We start from the raw sequence: 23,917 nt of genomic DNA, 5'->3' as shown, positions 1-23,917 counted from the left end.
AGATTTTATTCCTCTGGCCCAAAGTTATGGTTGATGCCACGCTTAGCGGTAGCGTAGGGGTAAGGGACAGACTCTGGTCGAACTGACGTCTTACAAAGGTGACAAAATGGGTACATGCCTATTCGACAAATGGCAAGCTGTTATTGAAGCTGTAGAATGAAGCCAAGAGACTCTCACAAGTCCCCCACTGGTGGGGGATTTAGGGGGCCGAGTGCAACACCTAGAACTCTCTAGATCTCAATGTGGATGTGGCTGAGATCGAACATAGCCTATTATGAAAAGCACCGCTCCTAGCAATCGAGTCAGGCTCGAAAAAGTTGTTTCTGAAACCCAGCCTGTTGCAATGTTAAGGCAAGAGCCTGCCGAATTATCAGAACGCCTGCCTCTCGATTTTCAAGCCGGATATGACGATTTAGATCGCTTGGTTTTTGCTGTGTTGCCCGTGGGCGATCGCCAAGTTGTGCTGGTTCGTCACAACAATGCTCCCGAACCTGGAACTCTCATTTGTGTTGCTCCGGATGAGGCTGAGGTTGAAACAATATTATTGGAGTCCGCTCAGACACTGAAGCTTAGTTACCCTGACAGCTTTACATGGGTTCACCCTAACTTTGAGAGGCTCGTAAGACAGGGGGTGTCAGTACGGAAATGATGCTTGCGATCGCCGAACCAACGGAGCACTAAGCCCTAGATGTGACATTTTGAGAAACTGTTCTTAAAATCGGTTTCACTCGACTCAAGTGCATGTTCACTTTCATCGCCTGACTATCTTTACCCTCCGGGAAAAGAGAGGAGCTGAACTCTTCAATATATTTCTCTAAATCCTCAATAGTGCAGGATTTGTGAGTGCCTCCCATCCATTTATGAAAATCTAGATGGATATCACCAGCGATCGCAATCATGTTCTCTTCCATCTCAGCCAACTGTGGATAAGTTTTCTGACTGTAAATGTGATGTACTTCTAAATCAAATTTTTCAATGTTCTGTCTGCGCCCAGTGAGCTGACACTGCTTTCTTGCTCTACTTCGCACTCGCTCCATGGCTTTTTGGATCCTAATTTTCCCTTCTAACTCATATTTTTCTATTGAAACTAAAGCCTTAGGAGCATACTCTGAAACAACCTTTGCCCACTCTCTACGATGCTTTTGAGAAAGCCTAGCCCCAAGCTGCTTACCAACTGAGGCGATACCAGATCGACTTAAATATTTCTTTGCTCGTTCATTTTCAAAAAAGTCAATGTCTACCTGTAGAGGCTCAATCTCTGTGTTTTCAGAACGCTGAATTTCAACAAAGGTTCTGTTTAGAATATCCTGCCGTCTACCTAAACCTAAAATTTCTCGACAAGCTCTCGGCCCGAGAAAAGCTTTGTTATTGATAAAGACGAGTTGTCCGTCTAAACTTCCAACGGATTGTACCCGTTTCTGAACCATCAATCCTTTTAGGCGGCGATCGCGCCTTAGAAGCCAGCGCTTAAAACGTTGCAGTAAGGGCCGCTCTTCTTGAGCCTGTTCGAGATATTGACAGATTTCTACAGCTCCTTCAGGGCTAAACCTCCTCGCTCCGAAAGCTCCCCACTCAAAATGCTCTCCTTCGACAAGCTCCCAATTGTCACTAGGATCTGAATCGAAAAAGTTACAAATATCATCTAATTTTTCTGGACTAATTTCTAAGGCGATTGATAGTTCTTTTTGGGAAATATTACATTTAGTCATGGCAAATAAACTCTATTTATATGCAACTAATAGGCAGCTAACAGGCTGTCTCGCATCACCTTCAACTTTTGAAATACCTCTGAATTCCCACCAACATCAGGATGATATTGTTTGGCTAGCCTATTGAAGGCAGCCTTAACATCATCGGCAATAGCTGTTTTGGGGTCTAGCTGAAAAACTTTCCAAGGCAAAAAGTTTCGCAGTACATCAACACCATTGATTGATGTACTGCCAATTGCATCGCGCTCACTTTCCGGCAATCCCACAAATCTTCGATAAACCTCAAGCCAAGCTTTCTTCGTATTCATTTTAAGGTTTCGATCTTGTACGAATAACTGGAAGTTGCCATCTTTCTTGAGCTGTTGATAAGAAGTGCAATCGAATGCAGCAATCACCGCCTCCTTCAGCTCTCCCATACTTGGCTCGACAACCGGAAATACTCCGCCATTCACAAACTCAGCGAAGCCTAGCAAGACTTCTTCACTATAATCGTGCTCTTTTGTCAGTTCGCGAATCTGTGCTCGAACTTGATTGATATTAGGTCTTTTTTTGCGCTTCGTTCCAGTCTTCTTACCAGACTTAGATCTATTTGCCATATCCTTACTCAAAATGACGCACAGGCTTTGACTTAATTCTATAACTCTGTATGCTCCAATTTAAGTCAAGACATAAAAAATCTGTCTTCTAGCCTAGCCGCTTGTAAAATTATCGGGATGACAGGATTCGAACCTGCGACCCTCTGCTCCCAAAGCAGATGCGCTACCAAGCTGCGCTACATCCCGCGACGCCCTCTTATACTACCCCGATCGCCCCCCTAACGACGAGCGATCGCCATTCGCCAGCCCGTCCCAAACGCCCGATCCGTCACCCGCAACCCCGGCGCAGCCTGAGACCGCTTAAACTCCGCCCGCTTCACCAAGCCCAACACCCGCTCCACCACCTGCGCCTCAAACCCCTGCCCGACAATCTCCTCCGCCCCCCAATGCAACTCCACATGCAGCCTTAAAATCTCATCCAACACCTCATAGGGCGGCAAACTATCAGAATCCTGCTGATCGGGCTTCAGCTCCGCCGACGGCGGCTTCTCAATCGTCGCCACCGGAATCACCTCCCCCTGCCGATTCATCCAGCGAGCCAACTCGTACACCTGCGTCTTCGGCACATCCGAAATCACCGCCAATCCCCCCGACATATCCCCATAAATCGTGCAATACCCCACCGCCAACTCCGACTTATTCCCCGTCGTCAGCAACAGGCGGCCAAACTTATTCGACAGCGCCATCAACAAATTGCCCCGAATGCGCGACTGCAGGTTCTCCTCAGCCACCCCCGGCTCCATGCCCGCAAACACCCCCGCCAGCGATCGCTCGAAAGCCGCCATCATCGGCTCAATCGGAATCGTCTGCGTCTCAATCCCCAAATTCTTTTCCAGCGCCTCGGCATCCTCAATACTGCCGCGACTGCTATAGGGGGAGGGCATCAACACCCCCAAAACATTGTCCGCACCGAGAGCGGCAACAGCGATCGCCGCCGTCACCGCCGAATCAATCCCCCCCGATAGCCCCAGCAGAACCCGCTCGAACCCACACTTGCGCACATAATCCCGCGTTCCCAACACCAACGCCCCATACAGCTCCTCCGCCCGCTCCGAGGGCCAAACCGCGATCGGTTCCGACATCTGTGCTAAATCTGCCAGCACCACATCCGGTTTAAATGCCGCCCCGCTGGCAAAGAGCGTGCCATCGCGATCGAACGCACAACTCGCCCCGTCAAACACCAAATCGTCATTCCCCCCCACCTGATTCACATACAACAGCGGCAGACGGTGCTTGCGCGCCATCGACCCCATCATCTTCACCCGCACATCCTGCTTGCCCGCACTAAACGGAGACGCTGACAGATTAATCAACACATCAGTCTCCGCCTGCGCCATCTCCGCCACCGGATCGATCGCATAACGGCGGTGCTGCCAAAAATCGCGATCGTTCCAAATGTCCTCGCAAATAGTCAGCCCGATTTTCAGTCCCCGGTATTCGATCGCATTGAGCTGCTGGGTCGGCTCGAAATACCGATCTTCGTCAAACACGTCATAAGTGGGTAGCAGACGCTTGTGAAACACCTGCTTCACCTGCCCCCCCTCCAACCAAGCCGCACTGTTATACAGCGGACGCCCCTCAGGCTTGGGATTGCGCTCCACCGTCCCCACAATCGCCGGACAACGGTCGACAAGCGATCGCGCTAACTCCTCTAAAGCCACAGCAGCCCGCCGCACAAACCCCTCCTGCAACAACAAATCTCGCGGCGGATAGCCCAGCAAGGCCAACTCTGAAGTGACCGCCAACTCCGCCCCCATCTGTGTAGCCCGCGCTACCCCCATGCGAATCAGTTCGGCATTTCCCGCCAAATCCCCCACGATGGGATTGAGTTGAAGCAACGCGATTTTCATGGCACAGTCAGGCAGTGCGACAGTCAGACCGCTTTTACCTTAACGAATTGCGACCCACAGGACACCAGCCCATTGACCTCCCATACCTACCTGTTTCCCCCCACCCTGAAGGGAATTTTGCGCAAGCGCTACAAACGCTTTTTGGCCGATATCGAACTGGAGTCAGGGGATATTGTCACTGCCCACTGCCCCAACACTGGCCCCATGACCGGAGTGTGCGATATTGGCGCACCCGTTCTGCTGTCCCAGAGCGACAACCCCAAGCGCAAACTCAAATACACCTGGGAGGCTATTGCGATCGGCAACACTTGGGTGGGGGTGAATACCGCTGCTCCCAATCGGATTGTGCAGCAAGGCTTAGAAGAAAGCTGGTTTTCCCAGTTGAATGGGTTTGCAAAGCTGCGTCGAGAGGCCCCCTACGGCAGCCAAAAGAGCAAAATTGATTTTCTCCTTACCTATCCCGATGACTCCCTCGCCTATGTGGAAGTGAAAAACACCACTTGGTGTCGAGGCAAGCGGGCGCTCTTTCCCGATACCGTGACGACGCGCGGTCAAAAACACCTACAAGAGCTGATGGAAATGGTGGAGCGAGGGCATCGGGCCGCGATGCTGTATTTCATTCATCGGGGCGATTGCGACGAGTTTGCACCGGGGGATGATAAAGATCCCGAGTACGGACAACTGCTGCGTCAGGCGGTTAAAGCAGGAGTCGAGATCCTGCCCTATCGCTTCGCAGTTTCTCCCGAGGGGGTGCAGTGTGTGGGGCAAGCGCAATGGATTTTGTAATGTGAAGTATTTGGGTAATGTGAAGTGTCTGGAGTGGGTTGAGCGTTGCGATCGATCCATCGAATATGATGACTGATGTCGTAAAGGAATTTGCTTCCATCGCGACCGCAACTGCAGCGACGGGCGATCGCCGATCGGCTCTCTCGCCAGTGCAGGGGTTCGAATAACGGAGTGGCCGAACTGATGGGGAAATTAACGGGCCGAATTATCGGAATTTTGCTGGTAGTAGCCGCTGCAGCTTATGTGGTGTTCGAGCGGCCGATTCAACTGGGATTGGACTTGAAGGGGGGCACGCAACTGACCTTGCAGGCAACTCCTACCGAGCAGGTGAGCGAGATTACACCGGATGTGATGGTGGGTCTCGAAAGCGTTCTGGAGCAACGCATTAATGGCTTGGGGGTGGCTGAAGCGGTGTTACAAATTAGCGGTGAAGATCGCTTGTTCGTGCAATTGCCCGGTGTGGAAGATCCCGATCGCGCCATCGACATTTTGGGCGACACCGCTCAACTGGAATTCCGCCGCCAGCTCGTCGGCACTACGATTCCCTTCGACCCCCAGACAGGCGAGCCCCTAGAACGGCTGGAAAATCCCGACGAGGTGTTCGAGCGCACAGAGCTCACGGGAGCTCAGTTAACCAATGCGATCGCCACCCCCACCAGCAACCGAGCCAATCCCTCTTGGCAAGTGGAGCTAGAATTCGATACGGAAGGGGCGACATTATTTGCCGAGCTCACTCAAGAGTTGGCGGGAACGGGACGATCCCTCGGCATCTTTCTCGACGAAACCTTAATTAGTGCCCCTTCCGTCGGTCCCGAATTTGCCCAGACGGGCATTATTGGCGGGCGGGCGGTGATTTCCAGCAGTCGTTTCGATGTCGATCGTGCCACCGACTTGGCTACCAAACTGCGGGCGGGTGCTCTGCCCGTACCCGTCAACGTGATTGAAAACCGCACGGTGGGGGCCACTTTGGGAGCTGCCAGCGTACGGCGCAGCCTCATTGCCGGTTTGGGTGGTTTGGCCCTCACCTTTGGCTATATGTTGGTCTACTATCAACTGCCGGGATTGATGGCCAGCTTGGCGCTGTTGATTTATGCCCTGATTACCTTTGCCACCTTTCAGCTTTTGGGGGTGACTCTGACGCTGCCGGGAATTGCAGGATTTATCCTCAGTATCGGCATCGCCGTAGATGCCAACGTGCTGATCTTCGAGCGCACCCGCGAAGAATTGCGCAATGGCAAGTCAGTCTACAAGTCGGTGGAAGAAGGATTTAGCCGAGCCTTAGCCAGCATTCTCGATAGTAATGTGACCACCTTGATTGCTTGCCTCGTGCTCTTTTGGCTGGGGGTGGGGCTCGTGAAAGGCTTTGCCCTAACGCTGGCGATCGGGATTCTGGTCAGCTTCTTTACGGCTCTCACCTGCACCCGCACGCTGTTGCTAGTCCTCCTGTCCCAGAGCAGCTTGCGCAAACCAGAAATATTTGGTATTGAGCCGGAGATCGCGAAATGATTGATGTTGTCGGACGCAGTAAAACTTGGTTTAGCCTATCGGCACTTGTCATTCTGGCAGGGTTTGCGGCAATGGCGGTAAGTTGGACTCAGCTGGGAACGCCGCTGCGGTTGGGATTGGACTTTACGGGCGGTACGCTGCTGCAATTGGAATTCGAGCAGCCAGTCTCCACGCAGGCGATTCGGGAGGTGCTCGCCCGAGACGATCTGGGCAGCAGCATTATTCAGTTGGATCGCGACACGTCCCGCACGGCGGTGATTCGGACGCCACCCCTAGAGGAAGCGGTGCGTTTGGCGGTGGAAGCACAGATGTCGGCAGAGGTGGGACCCTTCCGCCGCGATCGGGTGGAAACGATTGGCCCGACGATCGGCAAGACGCTGCTGCGCACGGGGCTATTGGCCATTGTGGTGGCATTTGCGGCGATTGTGGTTTACGTCAGCTTTCGCTTCCAGTTTGATTATGCGGTGTTTGCGATCGCCGCTCTGATGCACGATGTCCTCATCGTTGCCGGCATCTTTGCCATGCTCGGCTTAACCTTGGGGGTAGAAGTAGACCAGCTATTTGTGGTGTCGATTCTCACTATTATTGGCTTTTCCGTCAACGACACCGTCGTGATTTACGATCGCATTCGCGAAAACAGCCGCCGCCTGCTCAGTCGCAAAACCCGCTTCCCCGACGTGGTGAATATCTCCGTCAATCAAACCTTTGCCCGTTCCATCAACACCTCCCTCACCTCCATGCTGGCGCTGCTCGCCATCTTCCTGTTCGGCGGCCCCACCCTGCGATATTTCTCCCTAGCCCTGCTAATCGGCTTTGCTTGGGGAACTTACTCCAGTATTTTCGTTGCCAGCACGCTGTTAGCTTGGTGGCGCGAGCGCAATCCCGGCAGTGGTACGCCGAAGGTCCGCGAGGAACTGCCGGAGTCCGGGATAGTTTAGGCGGTAGCATCGATCGGGGTACGCGCTTTCAGGGCATACTTGCCTCGCGTCTATTTCTGAAAATTGTACCTATTGCTACATTTGAGGGAAAGCTAGCGCTACTGAAGAGACCTTCGATGGCTGGAGGGAAAGAGGCAAGTGTTATCGTCTGAGGCTAAACAACTCTTTCGGCTAGTGGAGCGGGTGCGTTGGGCGATTGTAGGCTTGTTTTGGCTGGCGATCGGCCTACCCTCCCTGTGGAGCCTGCGGGTGGAGGTTGGCCGGTTGTTGGAGTTTTTTACCTGGGGAGGGTTGAAGTACTCTCTGATTTTTCGGCCTTGGCCTGCGTTTGGGCTGGTGATCTGCATTGGCATTACCCTCTCGACGCTGCTGTGGCAGAGTTATTACGAGCTGTTTGGCTTGTCGTCTCGCACCCGTCGAGAGTTAGAGCAGCAGGTGGCGGTGGTGCGTCAAGAGGGGCCGAGTCACTTTCTCTGGCGCTGGATTTTTGAGCCCTCGGGCAAGATGGGCCGCGATTGACTGAGATGTCTGAAGAAGTTTAAGTTGAGGAAATTAAAGCTAGCTGACTCTGTCTATGACGACTATTGGGATGAAGTCTTGGGCTTGGCTGCGATGAAATAACTGCTACTCAGTTTAGGGTATCCACGAGCCAGCGGATGAGGGTGCTGTCGTCTTCGATCTGCGATCGCTCCAAAGCCTCTTCCACTAACGTCATGGTTAATCCTGGCAGAACTCCAGACACTTGAATCTGTCCACTGCGGCCTGCGGCGATCGCGAACGCAACCACCTGCTTGTCCGCCACATTCACGACCCAATATTCCGAAACGCCCAAACGTTCGTAGAGCAGTCGCTTTGCACCTAAATCATCCTGAAAGGAACTCGCTCCAAGCTCAATCGCTAGAGTGGGTGGCCCAAACAGGTCTACATCAATGGGCGAATTATTTTGAGGGGGCAGTTTGAAGTCAGCCCCAACGTAGATGGCAACATCGGGCTGGCAACCGCGCACCCCTGTTTTATAGAAGCTGCAATTGATGAATTTAGCGATGCGAATATTGCGAAAGGTGGCAAATAAGCCAACGACATCTATCGCTACTGAGTTTTGTCGCCCGTGCCCAGCACCCAAAGGAGCCATCTCAATTCTCATATAGCCATTGTCAAAATATCCTCTACCTTCTTCGTACCGAGGCTCATCCATCGTGACGATAAACTCTTCCCAGGTAGCCTTAACCCAGGTGTCCGTCTGTATTCTGCGGGTCGTAGAACGCGCCATATCGGCAAATGCCAGCGGAGTGGGGTGAAGCGGTTGTCTCGAGCTTGATTCTAGTTTAATCAGAGGGGTTGCCATCGACCTAAAATGGGTGCGTCAACGCACTGACCCTTATCCCCCACATGCCCGATCCCGCTGACTATCCTCAATTGCCCGACGATTTTGCTGGTGCTCTCGCACAAGCCGTGGCAGGCTCAAAAGCAGCTCTAGCGGCTGGCTACAAGCGCCTGCAAGTGGACATTCTCGCCCCCGACCTCAAACCGGACTCATTAGCCTATCCCTTCCACACCCTGTTCGAACAACCCTTTGCCTTTGTGTTTGCCGATGCAGGGGCTGCGGCTTTAGCCCGACACCAATGGCAACAGCCCGACTGGATTGCATGCGATGTTAACAGTGCGATGCAGCTCGATCGCGATGTGGCCCTGATTTTTTCAATGCCATCTTTGGTGGAGATCGAGGCGGTGGAGCAGTTGTGCAACGATCGCAATAGCGCCATCAGCACGAACAAAGCCAAAGATGTCCCGACAATCGCCATCAATCCGCAGTTGCAGGATACCGGCACAGCTGGGGTGGGACTATCGGGACGGCGGTTGCGCACTCGCTTTCTCAACACCCTCGAACCTTGCTACTACCTGCAATCTTTCGGACAGGGGGCTCTGTTACGGGTTTATCCCCATCCTTGGACGGTGTGGCAACTGACGGATGGCGAGAGTTACGAGTTGCTGGAGGTAGTCAGTTCCAAGCCTTCTGGCGAGCAGTTGGCGCAGATATTTGCGGCCGATAAGGCAGAGAGTTTGTGGGGCGGAATCAGACGATTTATGCGAGCATTGCAGAATTGATCGCCCCACTCCCCTCCGAAACACACTGCAATATTCCCCCAACCGATAAGGCCAGCAACGACAATGAAGAGGCGATCGCCTCTTCCAACCCCCTATGCCCCCCTTCAGCAACGTCTTCTACGAAATCGCTGCCGTTCTGAGCGTCGCGACTGGTGCAGGCGCATTGGCCCTGTGGCTGCGCCAGCCCCTCCCGATCGCCTTCATCGCGGTCGGCTTTGCGCTCGGTCCCGCCGGTATGGGGTGGATTGGCGATAGCGAGCAGGTGGAGTTTTTCGCCGAACTGGGGGTTACTCTCCTGCTCTTCGTAGTCGGCCTCAAGCTCGATCCCCACGAAATTCGTGCCGTCGGCCCCGTGGCGATCGCGGTTGGCATCGGGCAGATTGTCCTCACCGGCAGTCTCAGTTTCTGGATTGGTTTGGGGTTTGGGTTCTCGGCAGTCAAAGCCTTTTACGTGGCGATCGCCCTCACCTTTTCCAGCACCATCATCACCGTCAAATTGCTCTCCGACAAACGCGAGATCGATGCATTGCACGGGCGGATTGCCTTGGGCGTCCTGATTGTGCAGGATATTGCCGTTGTGCTGGTGATGATTGGTCTGACCGCCCTCAGTGGTGAAGACGGTTCCGCAAGCTTTGGCCTCGCCCTGTTGGTCGTGGCTTTAAAGGGTCTCGGTTTTTTGGGTGTCCTCGCCGCGATCGCCCGCTATCTCTTGCCTTCCCTGCTCCACAGCGTCGCGAGATCGCCCGAACTCTTGGCCCTCTGCGGCATTTCGGCGGCAATCGCCTTAGCTGCAGAAGCAGATGCTTTGGGGTTCAGCAAAGAAGTGGGAGCATTTTTAGCCGGGGTGGCGATCGCCTCTACCCCCTATCGAGTTCCCATGTCCTCTCGCCTGGTCAACCTGCGCGACTTTCTATTACTCTTCTTTTTCCTCAACCTCGGCCTCCACATTCACTTGGAATCCCTCGGCGCAGAGCTATTGCCAGCCTTAGTGTTTTCGGGTTTCGTGCTGTTGGGCAAACCCTTGATGGTGTTAGTGCTGATGGGGTTGATGAAGTATCGCAAATATACCAGTGCCCTGACCGGTTTATCCCTCAGCCAAATCAGCGAATTTTCCCTTATCCTGGCAGCATTGGGGGTGAGTTTGGGTCACATCGACAACGAGACGTTGGGGTTGCTCACGCTGGTGGCACTGATTACCATGACCCTCTCGACTTACCTGATTCTCTACTCCCACGAGCTGTATCCGCGCATTTCCCACTGGCTGGACCTGTTCGAACGACAAATTGCCCATCACGAGCAGCACGATCGCAATAGCTCCGATGCTGCGGTGGCGGATGTGGATGCGATTGTGTTTGGACTGGGGCGATATGGGGGCAGTGTCGTGGAGAATTTGCGCTCCGAGGGCTTCACCGTCTTGGGGGTAGATTTCGATCCAGAGGTGGTGACGTTCTGGCGCAGCCAGGGGTTGTGGACATTGTATGGGGATGCAGACGATCCCGAGTTGGCGGCGCTGATGCCGCTGAAAGAGGCGAAATGGGTGGTGAGCACCGTCCCCAATTGCAATGTGGGGCTGGCGTTGTTGCACACCCTCCAACACCAGCGCTATCGGGGGCAGGTGGTGCTGACCAGCCACACGCGACGGGACGAAGAAATTTTGTTGGGGGCGGGGGCCGATCGGGTTTTATTGCCCTTTCGAGATGCAGCAAAAGAGGCTGCCCGCAGGATAGTCGCCGATCGCTCGCTTGAGGTGCGAGATAGTCCTGTCAATTAGCACTGTCCTTGATGCTTAGTATGGTAGAGATAGACCTTGCTAGCCAAGATTCATTCCCACTTCGCATGACTTCCCCAACTCCAATCGCTCCACCTTCCTGCTCGGAAACTGCTTCACCCAACTGGCAAATAGAGTTGCTTTACGACGGCGAGTGTCCGCTATGCCTGCGGGAGGTGCATTTCTTGCGCCAGAAAGATGCAGGGCGGGGCATCGTGTCGTTTGTGGATATTGCCGATTTGGCTTACGACCCCGAGCAGCATGGCGGTATTGATTTCGAGACAGCCATGGGCCGCATTCACGCGCTGCTGCCCGATGGCTCGGTGATTCGGGATGTGGAAGTGTTTCGACGGGTGTATGCAGCGTTGGGGATGGGATGGGTGTATGCCGCGACGAAGTGGCCGCTTGTCGGGCCTTTGGTGGATAGGATATACGACATTTGGGCGCACAAGCGATTGGCGATCGCGGGGCGACCGGATTTGGAGACAGTTGTGGCCGATCGCCAGCGGCGTCTGGAGGACTGTGGAAACGGCGATCGCTGCAAAGTTCCTTCAACCTAAACCTCTTCAGCGGTTGCCAGTCTTGTCAAAATCTGCTTTTCTTCCATCTCGCGTCACAGCAACATCACAAAACGAGATCTGCGGCACCTCGCAGGAAACAAGGTGCAGCGGAGGAGTCTCTGCCTCCTACCGCTCCGCAATAATAGGAGAGCATGCAGATCTCTCTGGGGCACAATAGCGCCGGAGTGCGGGTCTCCGATGAGGACAACGAACTAAATGACACGACCGGAACCCAAATCGGTCAAGGCTGTATCGGGGATCGCCCCTGAAGGCGAGGACCCGCAAGAGACCGAAACCAGTCCAGCAGCCCCACAAAACACTGTGGCGATCGTGCCCGTACTGAACGAAAGCGCCACCATTGGCCGCGTGGTGGAAGACTTGCGATCGCAGGGAATTCAACACATTCGCGTTATCGATAATGGCAGTAGCGACGATAGCGCCCAGAAAGCAGCGGCTGCAGGGGCAGAGGTGCTATTCGAGCCGATCGCCGGATACGGGCGTGCCTGTTGGCGGGGATTGCAAGATCTCGGAGCCGAGATCGAGTGGGTATTGTTTTGCGATGGGGATGGCAGTGACGATTTGAGCCAGCTTCCCCTGCTCTTCGCACAAGGCGATCGCGCCGACTTCATTTTGGGCAATCGTCAGGCAACGGCAGCGGGTAGAGCCACCCTGACTCCAGTACAAACCTTTGGTAACGGCTTGGCCACCACCCTAATCCGCTGGGGCTGGGGATTTCAATATCGCGATTTAGGACCGCTGCGATTGCTGCGGCGAGCGGCATTGGAGCGTCTGCAACTGAACGATCGCGGCTTTGGCTGGACCTTAGAAATGCAGGTGCGCGCCGTTGAGGAAAACCTGCGCATTTGCGAGTTGCCGGTCAACTATCGACCTCGCCAAGGGGGAAAGTCCAAAATCTCTGGCTCGCTGCGAGGGGCTTTTCGAGCGGGATCGGCCATTTTAGGAAACTTGGGGCGGCTGTATTGGAGCCGCTCCGAACGCAATCCCCGTGAAAATTCGAATGCGTTCCCAGCGCACCTGCGGTTGTGGTTGGCGGCGCTCTTGTTGGTAGTGGGTGCCGTGGCGATCGCCCCTCACGGCAATTTGCTGGAACCTGGTGTGGGAGTGGTGCCTCAATTTTGGTGGGGGGTAGGGCTGATGGGGGTGGGATTCGGACTGTCCTGGACGATTCCCAAACTGGATTGGCGCTGGTTTTGGGGCGTGACGATCGCCACTCGTTTGATTTTGCTGGGGATGGCTCCCGGTGACGACGTCTGGCGCTATCTATGGGAAGGATTTATTCAAACGCAGGGATTTAATCCCTATCAATATGCCCCCAACGCGATCGAGCTGGAAGCACTGAGATTTGATTGGTGGCCCTGGATCAATCATCCCCACGTCTCAGCCTTGTATCCGCCTGTCGTGCAATGGGGATTTCACGCCCTAGCTGCCATTCAGCCATCTGTATTGCTGTTCAAACTGGGATTTGTGGCCGCCGATCTGATCGTGTGTGGCTTGCTCTATCGCTGGTTTAGCGGTCTCAATGCAGTTCTCTATGCCTGGAATCCGCTGGTTATTTACTCGTTTGCGGGGGGAGCCCATTACGATAGCTGGTTTATCCTGCCCCTCGTGCTGGCTTGGGGAATTGCCGATCGCGGCAGTGGCCTCAACCGCTGGCTGGGCAGTGCTTTGTGTGTCGGCATCGCGATCGCGGTTAAATGGGTTTCCCTACCGCTGTTGGGCTTTTTGGCTTGGCGAGCTGGACGCGATCGCCATTTACCCTTTGGAATTCTAGTTGGGGCAATCGGTCTATTGCCGCTGGCGATCGCCTCTCTCTCCTACTGTCTCGACGGCACCTGTCCGATTAGCCCTGCAGATTCTGATTTTTTGACCTACGGACGCAGTGCCGAGGCGGTACCCTATCTGGTGTGGGCGATCTGGCCGTTCCAGTGGAAAACCAATTGGCTGCTGGTCGCCCCCCTGGCTGCCATCATCGCGATCTCGATTGTGCGATCGCGCCACCTGCTCGGCTTTGCCGAGCGCTATTTCATCGCGCTGCTCTTTCTGTCCCCCATCATTCACGCTTGGTACTTTACCTGGCTGCTACCCTTTGCTGCCGCCACCCGCAACTGGGGAGCCCGCTTGGTGAGCATCTCGGCCTTCATCTACTTCGTGCTGCCCCACCGGCAAGCCCTAGGCGACACCGATTGGTGGATGACCGAAACAGAGCGTTTGCTGTTGTGGCTGCCGTTTGCGGCGGGGTGTTTGTGGAGTGGCTGGGTTGGCCGAAGGCGATCGCCAATCTGAACGAAACTTTCTAGAGCTCTCAAACAAATCTCAGGCTCTAAAAGTTTTATTCTCAGACTTTAAAGGTTCTATAAGGAGTGTGAAGTTTGTGCCGATGAGCCCCACCCATCATGATTCACCTCCGAAACCACTGGCCACTTGCTGCTGCTGCAGCCCTCCTTCTCGCTAGCTGTGGCGGCTTGAACGCCCAAACAGATCGCTCTACGCCGACAGAGGTCGCTGTCTCTAGCAGCAGCGCCGGTCGCATTCGCACTGAAGTCTATGCAGATGTCTTATCTGACTACGTCCACCCAGAGAGTACATTCGTGGACTACGAGGCGTTGCAGGCTAACCGCGCGCAGCTCGATACTTATATTGACGACCTAGCCGCCCTCGATGAAGCGACCTATGAATCGTGGAGTGAAGCAGAACAGATTGCCTACTGGGTTAATGCCTACAATGCCATCACGCTAAAATCCATCATCGATCAAACCCCCATCAAACCCAGCATCAAAGACATCATTGGCGTCTGGCGCATTCGCCGCCACGCGATCTTTGGCGGTAACAAAACCCTGAATAATATCGAGCACGACGTCCTGCGGGTAGACTTCGACGAGCCTCGTATCCACGCTGCTTTGGTGTGTGCGGCAGTGAGCTGCCCCCCCTTGCGTACCGAACCCTTTACAGGTGAAAACCTCGACGCTCAGCTCGACGATCAAGTGGAGCAATGGTTGGCGAAGGAGGACGGCCTGCGGATCGATCGCGAAGAAGGTGTGGTCTATCTCTCCAAAATCTTTGACTGGTTTACCGTTGACTGGGTGCCCAGCTACGGCTTAGACGAGGGTGACAATCGCTTTACCGGTAATGACAAGGAACGAGCTGTGCTCAACTTCGTTGCCGGTTACGTGAACGAGAGCGATCGCGAGTTTCTCGAAGCAGGCGATTACCGCATCCAATACTTCGACTACGATTGGTCCCTTAACATCCAGTCCTAAATGCTATTTCTAGCGGGTTTAGCCCTCAAATAAGCGTTCCACAACTCCTGCTGGCTGAGTGAAGTCGAAACTAGACTTCCCAGCCAGCATCCCCTTTCGCCCTCGGCGATACTTTGCGAACGGCTCTGCTGGTATTTGATGGGTATTTCCACAAGCTAGAGCGTATCGGGATCGATTCCCTTTTGCCGGAGTTTGTCCAGCAGTTGTTCGCGTAACTGTCGTTCCTGCTCGGCGCGCTGGCTCTCCTGCTCGGCGACCTCTGCAGGTGACGTCAGTCGATTCCCCTCTCGGTCGTACCAATACAGCCACTCTCTGGTGCAATTTCGGTAAGTGCCCAACTCTCTGCCCAAGCCCAAGCCAATCTCGGGCAACCAAACAGGGTCCCCCTCCAGCAAGACGTAGCGATCGCCTTCGAGTCGGTAAATCTCTAGGGGCTGACGCCGTTTGCGAGAACAGTAAACGGGATTGTAGATCGCGTAGTACAACACTCCGATACTGGCGTAGTCTGCCATCTTGGAGCCGTACTCTTGCCCGTAGCTGCGAGAGACGTATTCCACCACCAGAATGGGGAGTGCGCCTTCATGCCAGACCACATAGCTCTGTCTGCCGTCCGAGCGATCGAACTGTTCCACCCCCAGACTCAAGAAGCCATCCGGGACAATAGCAGGTGTATTGAGCTTGTAATAGACGGCTAAGTTGATGCCCCAGAACCAATCGCTGCGATCGCGCCAGTGCCAAGCGAGGAGATCGCCCAAGAGGCTGGCGACGAGCGTTTGCAATTCGCTATCCACAGGGGCAAAGTCAGTTTCGGGCAGTTCGTCTTGGGTGGGGAGGTGTTGGCGGGGTTTGAACTGGACCATCAGTTCTGCTCCAATTGAGCTCACTCTATCGTAGCGTTGGCTGCAGTGTCGCTAATGGCGACTTGGACCGACCGACCAGCCCCAGCAGCTTCACGACAGCCACTTGCCTCGAACCTGAGTTCATATTGGTCGCAAAGTTTCCAATCAGATGATTTCCCAATAGTTGGGAAGCAGGCGACATCTCTAAGTTTTGTCGTAGACGCTTCATAAAACTTTAAGGCACAATAGGTATGTCTGTGTATTGCACCTTCCCCTATGATTGCCGTCAACCCTGTCGCGACTCCCGCCTACACCACTGAAAATTGGCGCAAGGGCTACGCTTCTCTCAAACAAGAACGGGACTATTGGATTGATGACATTGATGGCAGCTTGCCGACAGAACTGGTTGGCACTCTATTTCGCAACGGGCCGGGGGGCTTAGATATCAGCGGACAGGACTACGGTCATCCGTTTGATGGAGACGGCGCGATCTGTGCCATTACTTTCTGCGGCGACAAAGCCCACTTTCGCAATCGCTACGTCAGAACCCCCGAATTTTTAGCTGAGCAACAGGCGGGGCGCATCCTCTACCGCAGCGTCTTCGGCACCCAACGCGCTGGTGGCTTTTGGAATAACTGGTTCGATTTCAACTTCAAAAATCCCGCCAACACCAATGTCGTTTATCAAGGGGGCAAACTCCTGGCTCTGTGGGAAGCGGATGTTCCCTACCGCCTCGATCCCGCCACGCTAGAAACCCTCGGCAAAGAAGATTTCAACGGCGTGCTCTCAAAAGGGCAAGCTTTTACCGCGCATCCTCGCATCGATCCCGAGACAGGCGATCTGATTGCGTTTGGTGTCGATCCCGGCCCCACCTCAACGCTATATTTCTATCGGGTCGATCCAGACGGCAAGCTAGCCGAAGTCACCTCCCACAAAATCCCCGGCTTCTGTTTTTTGCACGACTTTGCCCTCACCCCCAACTACCGCATCTTCTTCCAAAACCCCGTCTCTTTTAACCCCATCCCCGTGGCTCTGGGCCTGCGCCCCCCCGCTGCCTGTATCGAGTTAGATCCCAAAGCCAACACCCGTATTATTGCGTTCGATCGCCAAGGCAAGCCCCGCACCTTCACCACCGATCCGGGCTTTATCTTCCATCACGCCAATGCCTATGAAGAGGGCGATCGCATTATTGTCGATTCCCTTTGCTACGACGATTACATGTCCCTCGAACCGGGCAGCGACTATCGCGAGGTGGTGTTTGAGGAGATTCCCTACGCTCGCTTGGTGCGTTACGAGCTGGACTTGCAAGCTGGCACCGCCAGCCACGAGGCGATCGTCGATCGCCCCTGCGAGTTTCCCGCCCTCAACCCCGCTTGCGTGGGTCGCAAGCAGCGCTACACTTACGTCGGCACCACCCACGCGGCGGGGCCCAACGCTCCGTTGCAGGCGGTGATGAAGGTGGATATGGAGACGCGATCGCAACAGATCCACAGCTTTGCTCCGCGCGGATATTTGGGGGGCGATCCGGTGTTTGTGCCGCGTCTGGGGGGAGAGACGGAAGATGATGGGTGGATTGTGGTGCTAGTGTTCGATGCGGTGAAGGAGCGATCGGATGTGGTCATTCTGGATGCCCGCAATCTCGAGGGAAAACCGGTTGCGGTGCTACACCTAAAGCATCACATTCCCTATGGTTTGCACGGCAACTTCACCCCTGAAGTGTTTGTGCGCTAATTCAATTTTGGGGCGTTTGGGCAACACTGGAGGGGGCGAGATTGCGATCGTGCCTTCGCTGGTTTGTCTAGATCTGCCATGCGCAAGATTATTCACATCGATTTGGAGCTACAGTTTTGATAGCGATCTAGGATTGCCTCCATCCTCTGCTTCAGCGATATGAGTTCAAACCGCCAAGATTTCGATAACCCTTGGAAGGTTATTTTAGAGGTCTATTTTGACAAGTGTTTGGCCTTTTTCTTTCCCGAGATTCACGCCGAGATTGATTGGAGTCGAGGTTACGAATGTCTGAATACCGAACTCCAGCAAATCGACCGCACCTCAGAATTGGGCAAGCGCTGGGCGGACAAGCTAGCTAAAGTCTGGCGCAAAGAGGGTAGCGAAGCCTTTGTCATCATTCATGCTGAGGTGCAAGGTCAGCCAGAGACCGTTTTTGGGGCACGCATGTATACCTACTACTATCGCTTGGGGGACAAATTCAAGGCCCCAATCGTCAGTGTGGCAATTTTGAGTGATGAGCGGCCCAGTTGGCGACCCAATGGATTTGAAACAGGTCTGTGGGGCTGCGAGATGAGTTTTCGGTTTCCAATGGTGAAGCTGTTAGACTACGAGCAACGCTGGGAGGAACTGGAAGCCAGTCAGAATGTATTTGCCACGGTCGTGATGGCGCATCTGAAGGCGCAGGCAACGCGGGGTCAGCCAAGCGAGCGCAAGGTTTGGAAATGGAGTTTGACGCGGCGGTTGTACGAGCGAGGTTACAAGCGTGAAGAAATCATCAATCTCTATCGATTTATCGATTGGGTAATGCAATTGCCCGAGGAATTGGAGCTAGAATTCCAGACAGAGTTGGAGCAATGGGAGCAGGAGGGTCGGATGCCTTATCTCAGCACGATTGAACGAATGGCACGTCAGGCAGGACGCGAAGAGGGACGCGAAGAGGGCGAACGAGCGCTGATTTTGCGCCAGCTCGCACGGCGATTCGGGGCAATGTCTGTGCAGCGCCAAATTCGTATAGAAGCACTGGCACTGCCTCAATTGGAAGAGCTGGGGGAAGTGCTATTGGATTTCCAGAGTGGGGAAGAGCTGGATCGTTGGTTGGATGAATGCGGTGTGTGAAGGCGATCGCCTCTGGGCTTGTGTCTGATGCATTGAGAGGCGAGATCGCTTTTTGATGATGTTGAGTTGAATTATAAAGATTTTTGTTTTTGTCGATCTGAGTACTGCGAAAATGTTGCACTCAGCCCCCTACATCCCCCACTAGTGGGGGGCTTTTGAGAGATTTTCTGTTTCGTTCTATCGTCTCAGTAACAGCGATCTCGTGCCTCATTTTCAACTTCAGCTAGCTCTATGGCCAAGTCCCCCAGAATGGGAGATTTAGGGGCTTCTGTTTGGGTCCCATTCATGCGATCGCTAGACAATAGAGATCGGGCGGGCCATCCTAGGGGCAAGGCGATCGGCGTTATTTCTGTCTGTACGAGCAAACTGCGGAGGAACTCATAGCAAGTGTTTCCCTCAAAGCTGTCGTTGACGCAATAGATCTCCCCAGTAACGAGTGGGTCTCCTACCTGAATCCCGCTACTGCCGAGATTGTCACCATCACCGATGAAGATCGGAACCTGCTCGACCATAGCGACGATTTGGAAGATCTGCAGGATTGGGAGCGCGAGCTCTTGCCAAAACTGCGGGAGGTCGCTGAATCCGAGAACTATCTAGTGTTGCCGGATCGGTTTGAGCTCCACGAGTGAGCCATGATGGAGCGCTTCTGCTATGAGGTTGAAGATCCCGAGCGTAGAGTAGAACTGCTCGATGTCATTCAAGGTAGAGGCGCGTTTAATCGCTTTCGACGGACAACTCAACGGTTCGAGCTCCAAGCAGCTTGGTATCGCTTTCGCGATCGAGCACTCGAACAGATTGCGAAGGAGTGGCTAGAACTCCACCAGATTCCCTACCAGTAGGATATCCGGCCCCCACTTTGCAAGTGAATGGCGTGCTGGCAAGTGTAAGTTTTCTTGAAATCGATGCTTTATATTTTGTCAAGATTCGACGTTTGGATAGCTGCTGCAAAGCCTTATAAATGGAAGGATACTCTATATTCAACGCACTCCATCTCGGGAGATTGCCATGTATTCTCGCCAGTCTCTGCAGGCGAAAGAATTCTCTCAGTCAGCAGCGATCCCGGCACAGAACCCCTTAGCGTCGAGACCCTTTGCTCCTCAGCCCCAGCCCGAACCGATCGCCGAACCGACGCAAACTCTAGAAAAAATACAGGTGCAGTTAGAGCGAGCTGAGCACTCGATGCATAGCGCAGCCAACATGAAGAGCGCTCCCAGCAAGGCTGTCTCCCCTCAACCGCTGCAGATGAAGCTGGCGATCGGCTTACCTGGGAACCCATACGAACAGGCAGCAGACCGGACTGCCCGACAGGTCGTGAGGCTACACGCGCCCGAACCCCTGTCAATAAGGATAGGAGAGCCGGTGCAGCGGGCAGAGAGGCCGGAAGACAATGATGAGTTGAGGAGGAAACCAGAAATCAGCTTGATTCAACGGGTGGATCTGCCGGAAGACGATGATGAGTTGAGGAGGAAACCTCTGATTCAGCGAAAAATTGGGCTGGGGAGCATGGCTGCTACACCCGATCTGGAGCGATCGATTCACCGCGAGCGAGGCCGAGGGGAGCTCCTCTCGGACACCATTCGACAGCCAATGGAGCAGGCGTTTGGGGCTGATTTTAGTGGGGTGAGGATTCATGCAGATGGGCGATCGGACCAATTGAATCAATCGATGCAGGCAAGGGCTTTTACAACGGGGCAGGATGTCTTCTTTCGGCAGGGAGACTATCAGCCCGAGAATAGAGGTGGACAGGAGTTGATTGCACACGAGCTGACTCATGTGGTACAGCAAAATAGAAATCTTGGTGAGAAACGTAATTCAAATAACATATCTAAATCGACTTACGCTCGAGCAACGGACTTCCATTATTCAGGCCAACACTTGCAGCGTAAAATTGAATTAGATTTTAGCAAGATACCCAAAGAAAGTCTGTCTACTGTAAAGGAAATTGTGAGAACTGCCTATCAATATATTATGAGTACAAAAACAGGAAAAACAGTTTGGGAAGACATCAAAAAATCTCCACATACCATTCAGGTCCAAGTAAGGGCAGACGATTTTGCTCCCACTACCTTCTCTGTATTTGACCTGTTCGGACCCGACAAAGGCGAAGAGGAAATTAAAGAATTTCTGGGCGTCACAAGCAATCTGTTTGTCCGCTGGAATGTAATGGACTTGCTTGTGCTGGACCCAGAGGAAAAAACGAATCTAATACCGAAATCAGGTCCTGCCAATCAATCTGTGGCAAATGCTCTCGTTCACGAACTCGGACATGCAAGACAACTCCTGCACCCAGAAATGGTTGGCCACGCTATGAAGTGGAGAAAGGGCGAACGCGATGCCTTAAAAGAGGATAATCGCGAACTGGCAAACAAATACAACCTTCTGATAGAACTCCACAACCTGCTCAATCATGAAATTCCTTTTTCGATCGAGACGGGAGAACCCGTTCGTGTGAAATACCAAGGGGGAGGCAAGCAACTAACCTTGTCTGAGGCATTAGAGGACGCGAAAGCGCGACTGAAACCCATCAAAAAACAAAGCAACTTACCGTGGGAAAATGCCTTTGATTATGTGGAAAAACGAATTTCTGAATTAGAAATGGAAGTCATTAAAATCGAATTAGACTCTCAAGACTATACCATTCCAGAACATATAGACCTGGAAGAACTAGAAAAAGAATTTGAATCTCTGGCTGAGGAACTACTGGAAATGAAAGATGAAGCACCCTCCTATCTGGAAACAATCGCAAAACCTTATAGGGTAGAGTAGCCGATCTGATAGATAACGATCCCATTCTTCCCGGCTTCACCTCCCCTGTTTGCAGAGTTGTAGAGGAAAAATCCCCCTCGGACAGCCAGATGTTTTGCGATCGCCATTTCTTGGACTACAGTGAATGTAACAGAACGTTAACGATTGGCGGCAGGGTGAATTTGACAGCTCCATCCCCCCCATCATCGATCTTCCAGCCCTCCATCCAGAGCGACTGGCTGCAGGTCGAGCCTGTTTGGCAGGCCAACACCCTCGATTTGCAACATAAAAAGTTCATCCCCCCCCTCTCCCCCAGTTGGCGGCTCCTGCTGCTCAACGACGGCTATACCACCCGTAACCTCAGCCTCCTGACAGGCAGCGACATCGCCGCCGAACTCATCGATACCCGCACCATCGACCCCGATCGCGATCGTGCCCCCGCAGCCATCGCCCTGCTCGATCGCCCCTCCATCCGCCGCCAAGTGTGGCTCACCTCTGCCAGCGGCGATCGCCTTGTCTACGGCGTCTCTTGGTGGAATCCCCACCACCTGCGCGACTATCTCCACCATCCCGACCAGCCGATCGGACGCAACCTCAGTCATCGCCGCATCGAACTCTTCCGCGAACTGCACGGTCTCTACCTCGGTCACTCCGAAACCCTGACCCAAGCCTTCCGAACCGAAGGCCCTTTTTGGGGCCGCCACTACATTCTCTGGCACCAGCAACAGCCCATCACCCTCATCGCTGAAGTCTTTTCCAACAGCCTCACCCGCCAGCTCGGCCCCAGCCAAGCCGCCGCCAACCCAACCGAACATCCCTGCCAAGCAGATGGCGGTATCGATCGAATCGCCACTTAAGATAGGGGCTGGAGCTCGGGGGTAGAGGTGATGAATCAACGGAATCCGGCGATCGCGGTGGCCACTCTGGCGGCGGGCAAAGGCACTCGAATGCGATCGCAGCTGCCGAAGGTGCTGCACAAGTTGGGGGCGCTCACCTTGGTGGAGCGGACCCTCGATACCGCCCAACACCTCTCCCCCGATCGCTGCTTTGCGATTGTGGGGTATGCCCGCGAGCGGGTGCGCGAAACCCTCGCCGATCGCGAGATTGAGTTTGTCGAACAGACGGAGCAACTGGGGACGGGTCACGCCGTGCAGCAGTTGTTGCCCTATCTAGAGGGATTTCAAGGGGATTTGCTGGTTTTAAATGCCGACGTTCCCCTGCTGCGCGAATCCACTCTGCAAACGCTGGTTCGAGCGCACCGCACCAAACAAGCCGCCGCCACGTTACTGACCGCTCAAGTCACCGATCCGAGCGGCTACGGGCGAGTCATCTGCGGTGTCGATGCTGCGGTCAAAGAAATTGTCGAAGATCGCGACTGCACCCCCGCCCAACTGAGTCACAAACGCATCAATGGCGGCATCTACTGCTTCCATTGGCCCGATCTAGCCAAAGTCCTGCCCCAACTCAGCTCCAACAATTCACAGCAGGAATATTATCTGACCGATGCCATTGCCATGCTGCCCTCCGCATACGCCGTTGACGTGCCGGATGCACAAGAGTTGCAGGGCATTAACGATCGCCTGCAATTGGCCCAAGCCTACACAGCCTTACAGCAGCGCATCAAAGAAGACTGGATGCGGGCGGGGGTCACCTTTGTCGATCCCAATAGCACCACCGTGGCCGATACGGTCCAGTTGGAGCCCGATTGCATTATCGAGCCTCAAACCCACCTGCGCGGCAGCACGATCGTGCGCACGGGCTGCCAGATCGGTCCCAATTGCCTGATTGAAAACAGCAGCATCGGTGCCAACAGCCGCGTGCTGTACTCGGCGATCGCCGATTCCCAGATTGGCGAAGGCGTCACCATCGGACCGTTTGCCCACTTGCGGGACAATGTCGTGGTGGGCGATCGCTGTCGCATTGGCAACTTTGTCGAGGTCAAACAGACCGCCATCGGTCCCGATAGCAACGCGGCCCACTTGAGTTATCTGGGGGATGCCAGCCTCGGTCGTCAGGTCAATATCGGAGCGGGCACCATCACGGCCAACTTTGATGGCAAAGAGAAACATCCCACCATTATTGGCGATCGCAGCAAAACCGGCTCTAATTCCGTCCTCGTCGCCCCCATCGAAATCGGCGCAGATGTCACGATTGCGGCAGGGTCCACCCTGACAGAGTCGGTCCCGGATGATTGCTTGGCGATCGCGCGATCGCGTCAAACCGTCAAACAGGATTGGCGTCCCCGCTCCAAAGAGACATGAGTTCAAGTCCTGGGCAAGGGGGGACTCAAAAGCTTATATTTGATAGCCACATTTAGATCGCCCTAACCTCTTCCCCAACCTTTAGGGAAGAGGCACGAAACTCCTTCCTACTCAACTCTTACTCCCCT

Annotated in this window: 21 protein-coding genes and 1 tRNA gene; 15 read left to right on the top strand and 7 right to left on the bottom strand. The window is 54.1% G+C overall.

All coding sequences use genetic code 11. The features are described 5' to 3' along the window. Positions 1-677: 677 nt before the first annotated feature. From SYN7336_RS05185 to SYN7336_RS05170, 4 genes are all read right to left on the bottom strand, one after another. Positions 678-1,709 carry a hypothetical protein gene (locus tag SYN7336_RS05185; RefSeq protein ID WP_017324865.1) on the bottom strand — a complete coding sequence of 344 codons (1,032 nt, stop codon included), beginning with the start codon at positions 1,707-1,709 and terminating at the stop codon, positions 678-680. A gap of 26 nt (positions 1,710-1,735) precedes the next feature. Then, the gene (locus SYN7336_RS05180) at positions 1,736-2,305 is read right to left on the bottom strand and encodes a J domain-containing protein (protein ID WP_017324864.1); all 570 of its coding nucleotides are present in this window, start codon (positions 2,303-2,305) and stop codon (positions 1,736-1,738) included. Positions 2,306-2,417: 112 nt separating this feature from the next. Beyond that, a tRNA-Pro gene (locus SYN7336_RS05175) sits at positions 2,418-2,491 on the bottom strand. A gap of 32 nt (positions 2,492-2,523) precedes the next feature. Continuing rightward, positions 2,524-4,155, bottom strand: a complete 1,632-nt coding sequence (locus tag SYN7336_RS05170; protein WP_017324863.1) for an NAD+ synthase — start codon at positions 4,153-4,155, stop codon at positions 2,524-2,526. 72 nt (positions 4,156-4,227) lie between these two features. On the opposite strand from SYN7336_RS05170, the gene sfsA reads away from it, so the two are divergent. From sfsA to SYN7336_RS05145, 4 genes are all read left to right on the top strand, one after another. Next, positions 4,228-4,941: a DNA/RNA nuclease SfsA gene (gene sfsA / locus SYN7336_RS05165; protein WP_017324862.1), complete on the top strand. Its 714-nt coding sequence runs from the start codon at positions 4,228-4,230 to the stop codon at positions 4,939-4,941. Positions 4,942-5,124: 183 nt separating this feature from the next. Continuing rightward, positions 5,125-6,447: a protein translocase subunit SecD gene (gene secD, locus SYN7336_RS05155; protein ID WP_026100707.1), complete on the top strand. Its 1,323-nt coding sequence runs from the start codon at positions 5,125-5,127 to the stop codon at positions 6,445-6,447. After that, positions 6,444-7,385: a protein translocase subunit SecF gene (gene secF, locus SYN7336_RS05150; protein WP_017324859.1), complete on the top strand. Its 942-nt coding sequence runs from the start codon at positions 6,444-6,446 to the stop codon at positions 7,383-7,385. The genes secD and secF overlap by 4 nt, the downstream gene beginning before the upstream one ends. Positions 7,386-7,523: 138 nt before the next feature. After that, complete coding sequence (locus tag SYN7336_RS05145) at positions 7,524-7,904, top strand: hypothetical protein (RefSeq protein WP_051039766.1); 381 nt, start codon at positions 7,524-7,526, stop codon at positions 7,902-7,904. 109 nt (positions 7,905-8,013) lie between these two features. Here SYN7336_RS05145 and SYN7336_RS05140 read toward each other — a convergent pair whose 3' ends face one another. Next, positions 8,014-8,655, bottom strand: a complete 642-nt coding sequence (locus SYN7336_RS05140; RefSeq protein ID WP_026100705.1) for a Uma2 family endonuclease — start codon at positions 8,653-8,655, stop codon at positions 8,014-8,016. A 119-nt stretch (positions 8,656-8,774) separates the two neighbouring features. Here SYN7336_RS05140 and SYN7336_RS05135 point away from each other — a divergent pair, with 119 nt between their 5' ends. The 5 genes from SYN7336_RS05135 (at position 8,775) to SYN7336_RS05115 (ending at position 15,097) form a co-directional block, all read left to right on the top strand. Then, entirely contained in the window at positions 8,775-9,491 is a 717-nt protein-coding gene (locus SYN7336_RS05135) for a DUF1995 family protein (RefSeq protein WP_017324856.1), read from the top strand. 94 nt (positions 9,492-9,585) lie between these two features. Beyond that, complete coding sequence (locus SYN7336_RS05130; protein WP_017324855.1) at positions 9,586-11,262, top strand: cation:proton antiporter; 1,677 nt, start codon at positions 9,586-9,588, stop codon at positions 11,260-11,262. A 65-nt stretch (positions 11,263-11,327) separates the two neighbouring features. Beyond that, positions 11,328-11,819 (top strand): thiol-disulfide oxidoreductase DCC family protein, encoded by a 492-nt coding sequence (locus SYN7336_RS05125; RefSeq protein ID WP_026100703.1) that lies wholly within the window; start codon positions 11,328-11,330, stop codon positions 11,817-11,819. Positions 11,820-12,035: 216 nt separating this feature from the next. Further along, complete coding sequence (locus SYN7336_RS05120) at positions 12,036-14,123, top strand: glycosyltransferase family 2 protein (protein ID WP_017324853.1); 2,088 nt, start codon at positions 12,036-12,038, stop codon at positions 14,121-14,123. Between the two features lie 110 nt (positions 14,124-14,233). Beyond that, on the top strand, positions 14,234-15,097 hold the full coding sequence (locus tag SYN7336_RS05115) for a DUF547 domain-containing protein (RefSeq protein WP_017324852.1): 864 nt from the start codon (positions 14,234-14,236) through the stop codon (positions 15,095-15,097). 155 nt (positions 15,098-15,252) lie between these two features. Here the strand turns inward: SYN7336_RS05115 and SYN7336_RS05110 are convergent, their stop codons facing one another. Further along, positions 15,253-15,957, bottom strand: coding sequence for a Uma2 family endonuclease (locus tag SYN7336_RS05110; RefSeq protein ID WP_026100702.1), 705 nt, complete (start codon positions 15,955-15,957; stop codon positions 15,253-15,255). Between the two features lie 255 nt (positions 15,958-16,212). On the opposite strand from SYN7336_RS05110, the gene SYN7336_RS05105 reads away from it, so the two are divergent. Together SYN7336_RS05105 and SYN7336_RS05100 are read left to right on the top strand one after the other, a co-directional pair. After that, the gene (locus SYN7336_RS05105; protein WP_017324850.1) at positions 16,213-17,667 is read left to right on the top strand and encodes a carotenoid oxygenase family protein; all 1,455 of its coding nucleotides are present in this window, start codon (positions 16,213-16,215) and stop codon (positions 17,665-17,667) included. Between the two features lie 159 nt (positions 17,668-17,826). Further along, positions 17,827-18,783: a DUF4351 domain-containing protein gene (locus SYN7336_RS05100; RefSeq protein WP_017324849.1), complete on the top strand. Its 957-nt coding sequence runs from the start codon at positions 17,827-17,829 to the stop codon at positions 18,781-18,783. A gap of 185 nt (positions 18,784-18,968) precedes the next feature. On the opposite strand, the gene SYN7336_RS29510 is transcribed toward SYN7336_RS05100, so the two are convergent. Next, positions 18,969-19,295: a hypothetical protein gene (locus SYN7336_RS29510; protein ID WP_017324848.1), complete on the bottom strand. Its 327-nt coding sequence runs from the start codon at positions 19,293-19,295 to the stop codon at positions 18,969-18,971. Positions 19,296-19,415: 120 nt separating this feature from the next. Between SYN7336_RS29510 and SYN7336_RS29505 the strand changes: the two genes are divergently transcribed. From SYN7336_RS29505 to glmU, 4 genes are all read left to right on the top strand, one after another. Then, positions 19,416-19,622: a UPF0158 family protein gene (locus SYN7336_RS29505; protein ID WP_083885649.1), complete on the top strand. Its 207-nt coding sequence runs from the start codon at positions 19,416-19,418 to the stop codon at positions 19,620-19,622. Between the two features lie 166 nt (positions 19,623-19,788). Further along, positions 19,789-21,549, top strand: a complete 1,761-nt coding sequence (locus SYN7336_RS27695) for a DUF4157 domain-containing protein (protein ID WP_017324845.1) — start codon at positions 19,789-19,791, stop codon at positions 21,547-21,549. Positions 21,550-21,710: 161 nt separating this feature from the next. Next, entirely contained in the window at positions 21,711-22,385 is a 675-nt protein-coding gene (locus SYN7336_RS24520; RefSeq protein WP_071590862.1) for a chorismate lyase, read from the top strand. Between the two features lie 30 nt (positions 22,386-22,415). Then, complete coding sequence (gene glmU, locus SYN7336_RS05075) at positions 22,416-23,789, top strand: bifunctional UDP-N-acetylglucosamine diphosphorylase/glucosamine-1-phosphate N-acetyltransferase GlmU (RefSeq protein ID WP_017324843.1); 1,374 nt, start codon at positions 22,416-22,418, stop codon at positions 23,787-23,789. Positions 23,790-23,917: the final 128 nt, after the last annotated feature.

Origin of the sequence: Synechococcus sp. PCC 7336 (assembly GCF_000332275.1) — a bacterium.
Lineage (GTDB): Bacteria > Cyanobacteriota > Cyanobacteriia > Thermostichales > PCC-7336 > PCC-7336.
Note: the sequence above shows the minus strand (reverse complement) of the source record. Positions and strands in the feature narration are given on the sequence as shown.